This window comes from Vibrio sp. 10N.261.55.A7, from assembly GCF_002877365.1.
Classification (GTDB): Bacteria; Pseudomonadota; Gammaproteobacteria; order Enterobacterales; family Vibrionaceae; genus Vibrio.
The window spans coordinates 1-5,439 of the sequence record NZ_MCWZ01000326.1 but is presented as its reverse complement, the minus strand read 5'-3'; the positions used below and the strand labels follow the sequence as shown (position 1 = coordinate 5,439).

General features: G+C 41.9%; 7 protein-coding genes. 4 read left to right on the top strand and 3 right to left on the bottom strand.

Translation table 11 applies throughout. From position 1 onward, the window contains the following. Window positions 1–60 precede the first annotated feature (60 nt). Window positions 61–1,707 carry a phosphoglucomutase (alpha-D-glucose-1,6-bisphosphate-dependent) gene (gene pgm, locus BCU12_RS21020; protein ID WP_102406409.1) on the bottom strand — a complete coding sequence of 549 codons (1,647 nt, stop codon included), beginning with the start codon at window positions 1,705–1,707 and terminating at the stop codon, window positions 61–63. 96 nt (window positions 1,708–1,803) lie between these two features. Then, window positions 1,804–2,346 (bottom strand): replication initiation negative regulator SeqA, encoded by a 543-nt coding sequence (seqA, locus tag BCU12_RS21015; protein WP_102406407.1) that lies wholly within the window; start codon window positions 2,344–2,346, stop codon window positions 1,804–1,806. 92 nt (window positions 2,347–2,438) lie between these two features. On the opposite strand from seqA, the gene BCU12_RS21010 reads away from it, so the two are divergent. The 3 genes from BCU12_RS21010 to fldA all read left to right on the top strand — a co-directional run bounded on the left by BCU12_RS21010 (window position 2,439) and on the right by fldA (window position 4,110). Beyond that, on the top strand, window positions 2,439–3,200 hold the full coding sequence (locus tag BCU12_RS21010) for an alpha/beta fold hydrolase (protein WP_102406405.1): 762 nt from the start codon (window positions 2,439–2,441) through the stop codon (window positions 3,198–3,200). A 104-nt stretch (window positions 3,201–3,304) separates the two neighbouring features. Further along, complete coding sequence (locus tag BCU12_RS21005; RefSeq protein WP_102406403.1) at window positions 3,305–3,526, top strand: DUF2788 domain-containing protein; 222 nt, start codon at window positions 3,305–3,307, stop codon at window positions 3,524–3,526. Between the two features lie 50 nt (window positions 3,527–3,576). Continuing rightward, window positions 3,577–4,110, top strand: coding sequence for a flavodoxin FldA (fldA, locus tag BCU12_RS21000; protein ID WP_102406401.1), 534 nt, complete (start codon window positions 3,577–3,579; stop codon window positions 4,108–4,110). 85 nt (window positions 4,111–4,195) lie between these two features. Here the strand turns inward: fldA and BCU12_RS20995 are convergent, their stop codons facing one another. After that, window positions 4,196–4,678, bottom strand: coding sequence for a DUF4442 domain-containing protein (locus tag BCU12_RS20995; RefSeq protein WP_102406399.1), 483 nt, complete (start codon window positions 4,676–4,678; stop codon window positions 4,196–4,198). 203 nt (window positions 4,679–4,881) lie between these two features. Here BCU12_RS20995 and fcrX point away from each other — a divergent pair, with 203 nt between their 5' ends. Next, window positions 4,882–5,331, top strand: coding sequence for a ferric iron uptake transcriptional regulator FcrX (fcrX, locus tag BCU12_RS20990; RefSeq protein WP_102406397.1), 450 nt, complete (start codon window positions 4,882–4,884; stop codon window positions 5,329–5,331). The last annotated feature ends 108 nt before the right edge of the window (window positions 5,332–5,439 follow it).

The window sequence follows — 5,439 nt, the reverse complement described above, 5'->3', positions numbered from 1 at the left end:
ACTTGGATACTTGGATACAAAAAAGGCGACCGGTAGGCCGCCTCTTGTCAACACATCGCTTTACAAACCGGCATCAGCAAAGACTTGATTTACAATGTCTTGCGCTTCCGCTTCAATCTGAGCAAGGTGCTCTTCACCTTTAAAGCTTTCACAGTAGATCTTATAAATATCTTCAGTACCCGATGGACGAGCAGCAAACCAACCATTCTCCGTCGTTACTTTCAATCCACCAATCTCAGCGCCATTACCTGGGGCATGAGTTAGGCGAGCAGTTATCGGCTCACCCGCCAACATGTCGGCAGAAACCATATCTTCAGAAAGCTTCTTAAGAATGTCTTTTTGTGGTCCATTCGCGACAGCTTGAATACGATTGTACTTTGAAGCACCGTGTTTCGCGGCTAATTCTTCATAGTAGTCTTGCGGGTTTTTACCAGTTACAGCCGTTATTTCCGCCGCTAGAAGACAAAGCAAGATGCCATCTTTATCGGTTGACCAAGGGGTTCCATCTTTACGCAAGAACGATGCACCAGCACTTTCTTCTCCACCAAAGCCAAATTGACCACTGTAAAGGCCATCAACAAACCATTTGAAGCCAACAGGCACTTCACATAACTCGCGCCCTAAATCGGCAACAACACGGTCAATCAACGCACTAGAAACTAATGTCTTACCAACAGCAACGTCTTTACCCCATCCTTCGCGGTTTCGGTACAAATAATCAATACACACGGCTAAGAAGTGATTAGGGTTCATCAACCCTTTAGGAGTCACAATGCCATGACGGTCATAGTCAGGATCGTTACCAAAAGCGAGATCATAATCGTCTTTAAGTGCCAGTAAACCCGCCATCGCATAAGGTGACGAACAGTCCATACGAACAACACCGTCTTTATCTAAAGACATGAATTGGAACGATGGGTCAACCGCTTCGCTTACTAATGTAAGGTCTAAATTATACGCTGTACCAATCTGACGCCAATAGTCGATGCCCGAACCACCAAGTGGATCAACGCCAATTTTCAGTCCAGATTTTTGAATCGCTTCCATATCCACAACGTTAACAAGATCGTCAATGTACGGCTTAACAAGGTCTTGCTCGGTAAACAGTTCTGAAACTTTGGCTTCACCAATTGGTAGTCGTTTAACACCTTGTAGGCCTTCAGCAATAAGTTGATTAGCACGGTCTTCAATCGCTTGAGTCAGCTCTGCTTCTGCCGGGCCACCATGTGTCGGGTTGTACTTAATTCCACCATCTTGTGGAGGATTGTGAGAGGGTGTAATAACAATACCATCGGCTTTTGCGTCATGCTTCAAGTTATGAGTCAAGATTGCGTGTGACACACCTGGTGTAGGCGTGTAGCCATTATTTTCTTGTACAATCACCTTAACACCATTTGCAATGAGTACTTCAATCGCAGTCAGGAATGCAGGTTCTGAAAGTGCGTGAGTGTCTTTGCCTAGGTAAAGTGGCCCAGTAGTGCCCGCTTTTGCTCTAACTTCAGCAACGGCTTGTGAAATTGCAAGAATATGGTTTTCATTAAATGTCGATTTATCAGCAGAGCCGCGGTGGCCTGAAGTACCAAACAACACTTTATGTTCAGCATTTTTAGCGTCTGGTTGAAGTAAAAAATAATTAGAAACGAGGGCTGGGATATTGTGCAAATCTTCTTGTATTGCTTTGGTTCCCGCTCTTGGATGCATAGCCATTGGGTGACGTCCTTTCTTAGGTAGTTTTAAAACAATAAAAAAACCTCACAATACATTGCTAACCATGCGTAATATTGTGAGGTTCTAATCAAAATTCTAAATGGTATTCGTAACCTTTTCGATTAAGTCAGCTGGAAAGTTCATTCTCGTCATCAGCTGCTCGGTCATTTGTCGTTTTCGACTGGTGTTGCTGTTCGTGATAACCCAAAACGGAGTATTTGGAATGGCTTTTGGTTTCGTTGTCGTTCCACTCGCTAATAACGTCTGTTCATTATCAGCAAAATACACTCGCTTGCGACCTTTAACCTGAGTGGCTTCAGAAAAACTGTCTGGATTAATTCTATGAAGCGTCGACAATACCAGCATAAAGCGGTCGATCGCCTTTTTGAGACCAGCAAACTCGTCAGAGATCAGTAAAGAGCGCATCTCTTTTACACTATCAACAACAGGTGCTTTTCCAGCATCTTTACTTACTACGATACTTTTCGCTTCAGCTCTCTTACTTTGTTGAGTAACAGGTGTAGACTCGTCACTTGCGTTCAATAAACGACGTAAAATATCCGACGCACTTTCACCGATATGTTCCGTTTGACTGGCAATATAACGGTATAGATCTTCATCAACCTCTATTGTTTTCATTCGCTTTTCACAATCTCTATGTTTAAACTCTTCAGGATTATAGCGAGATCTTTACCGATACTCTACGTCAACCCATCATGAAAAAGATAAAAATGTCGCAACTACTTAACTACAAGCTCGAAGGCACAGGGCAAACCCTCGTTTTAATTCATGGCCTGTTCGGGAACTTAGATAATTTAGGGATACTTAGCCGAGATTTGGCAAAAGATCATCAGGTACTCAATGTAGACCTAAGAAACCATGGATTATCTTTTCACTCAAACACACATGATTATCAGTCCATGGCAATGGATGTGGTTCAACTACTTAACCACCTAGAGCTATCGCATGTGACGTTAATCGGCCACTCGATGGGTGGTAAAGTGGCGATGAAGATCGCTGAAATATCCCCAGAAAGCCTAAACAAGCTCATCATTCTCGATATGGCGCCAGTTGAATACAAAATTCACCGACATGAAAATGTACTAAACGGACTGCAGGCTGTCATTGATGTCAAACCAAACAGTCGCCGCGAAGCAATAGAAACCCTTGCTAACTATATTCAAATAGACGGTGTTAGGCAGTTCCTTGCTAAATCTCTATATCGAGATGAAGATAGTATGAAGTGGCGTTTCAATGTTGATTCTTTAATAAAGAATTACTGGGAAATTTTAGGATGGACGACACTAGAGCCAGTATTCACACCAACCCTTTTCGTCAAAGGGGCAGACTCTGATTATTTACTGGCAGAGCATCAGCCTTTAGTCAAACAGCAGTTCCCTAATTCTAAAGCACATATCATTGCAAAAACCGGCCATTGGCTTCACGCAGAAAAGCCAAAAGAGGTACTGCGGGTGATAAGAAACTACCTATAGTTCAATTATCTATTTGAACTGAGGTATTGATAATTTTATGTGCATTAACTTTAGCGTTTAACAATGCTATAGTGCGCGCAAGTAAATTGGCATAAAGGGACATCATGCTCTACGACTATATGAATATGCTCGAGTCTATTGGTTTAGACTTACTTTTTGCATCTATCTTCTTCCTAATCGGTATGGCGATTAAAGATGTGCTCAAACAGGGCAATGTTCCACCATTTGGGCGTCGTATTGTATGGCTAGTTCTTTTCCTCGGTTGTGCTGGATTTATCACTAAAGGAATAATCCAAATTAGCTGGGAAGGGACAGGGCTAGGCTAAAACCGGTTTCTTTATTCCCCGACACAGACAATATGAAAGGTAATGACTCTATGGCAAGTGTAGGTATCTTCTTTGGTAGCGACACCGGCAACACAGAAGCTGTTGCAAAGATGATTCAAAAGCAACTAGGTAAACAACTAGTTCACGTTCAAGACATTGCAAAAAGCAGCAAAGAAGACATTGATAACTTCGATCTGCTTCTTCTTGGTATTCCTACGTGGTACTACGGTGAAGCACAGTGCGATTGGGACGACTTTTTCCCTGAGTTAGAGGGCATTGATTTCTCTACTAAATTAGTCGCTATTTTCGGCTGTGGTGACCAAGAAGACTATGCAGAGTACTTCTGTGATGCAATGGGCACAGTTCGTGACATTGTCGAAGCAAAAGGCGGAACGATCCTTGGCTATACCTCAACAGAAGGTTATGAATTTGAAGCCTCAAAAGGATTGGTCGAAGGTGATGAAAGCCAATTCGTAGGTCTGTGTATCGACGAAGATCGCCAGCCTGAGCTTACAGACGAACGCGTTAGCGCTTGGGTCAAACAGATCCATGAAGAAATGTGCCTGTCAGAACTCGCTGACTAATCAGGCTCAAATTTTCAAAAAAACCTCCGACTTAGGAGGTTTTTTTATGGCTGTCGACTATCTAATTCGTCATAAGTATTGACGCTCAATCTTGCCTAAACTTGGGTGTTCTACGGACGTATAACGTTCTTTGCACTTCCGATACGATCTCGCCTTTCTTATCTTTCACATGAATTATAAATTCTGGGAAACACTTATCTCCATTTTGAGTGGCGGCAAGGATTGAATCTAATTGAGCTTGCGACACGACAAAATCAGCATACAGATCACTCGTACCGGGTTTGATAAAATTGATACTGGCCTCTTTATCCCATACATAATAACGCTCGCCAAGAATTCCCATCAACATTAGCGAGTAAACAGGATCAGTCAATGAAAATATGCTTCCTCCATATTGAGTACGATTGGCGTTCTTATTCCACCACCTCAATTTGAGTTTCATGCTGACTTCTCTAAAATCTTCACTGATAGATACAATTTTGATTCCCGATCCCCAAAATGGGGGCCAAATATTCAAAGCAAGCTTAACAATGCCCGGTTTATAAATTTTAGATAAGAAAGAGTCCATTTCAATTCAGCATCCAATATAAGTGACTTGAAATTGTTACATAAAAGTTACTGGTCTGACATCTTCACTTTCATTATTTGCAACCTTTATCATGGAATCATAATAACCCTTTGAACTTGACGGTTTATTGTTGAGTACGACTGCCCTATAATGAATAGAATAGTGGAATCTGTTACGACCGCAGAACATCAACAGGAAAGCATATGTCAGACAACAACCAAGCGCTAAAAAATGCTGGTCTTAAAATTACCCTTCCAAGGCTTAAGATTTTAGAGATATTACAACAACCAGCTTGCCAACATATCAGCGCTGAGGATTTGTATAAAAAGTTGATCGATCTAGGGGAAGAAATTGGTCTAGCCACCGTTTATCGTGTCCTTAACCAATTTGATGATGCTGGTATCGTTACTCGTCACCATTTTGAAGGTGGTAAGTCAGTATTTGAACTGTCTACTCAACAGCACCATGACCACCTTGTTTGCCTAGATTGCGGTACCGTGATCGAGTTTGCAGATGACCTAATTGAAGAGCGTCAAAAAGAGATTGCTAAAAAGTTCAATGTTGAACTCACCAACCACAGCCTTTACCTTTACGGGAAATGCACAAGCGGCGACTGCAAAGAGAAATCTGATGCGCACAAACCTAAATCTTAGAATGGTTTAGTTCGCCAGTTTTGAATTAAAAATGCCAGCATATTCATGCTGGCATTTTTTATCTTATCGATATTTCTGAGTCTAGCCTTAGCCAGCCCAAGTATCTCT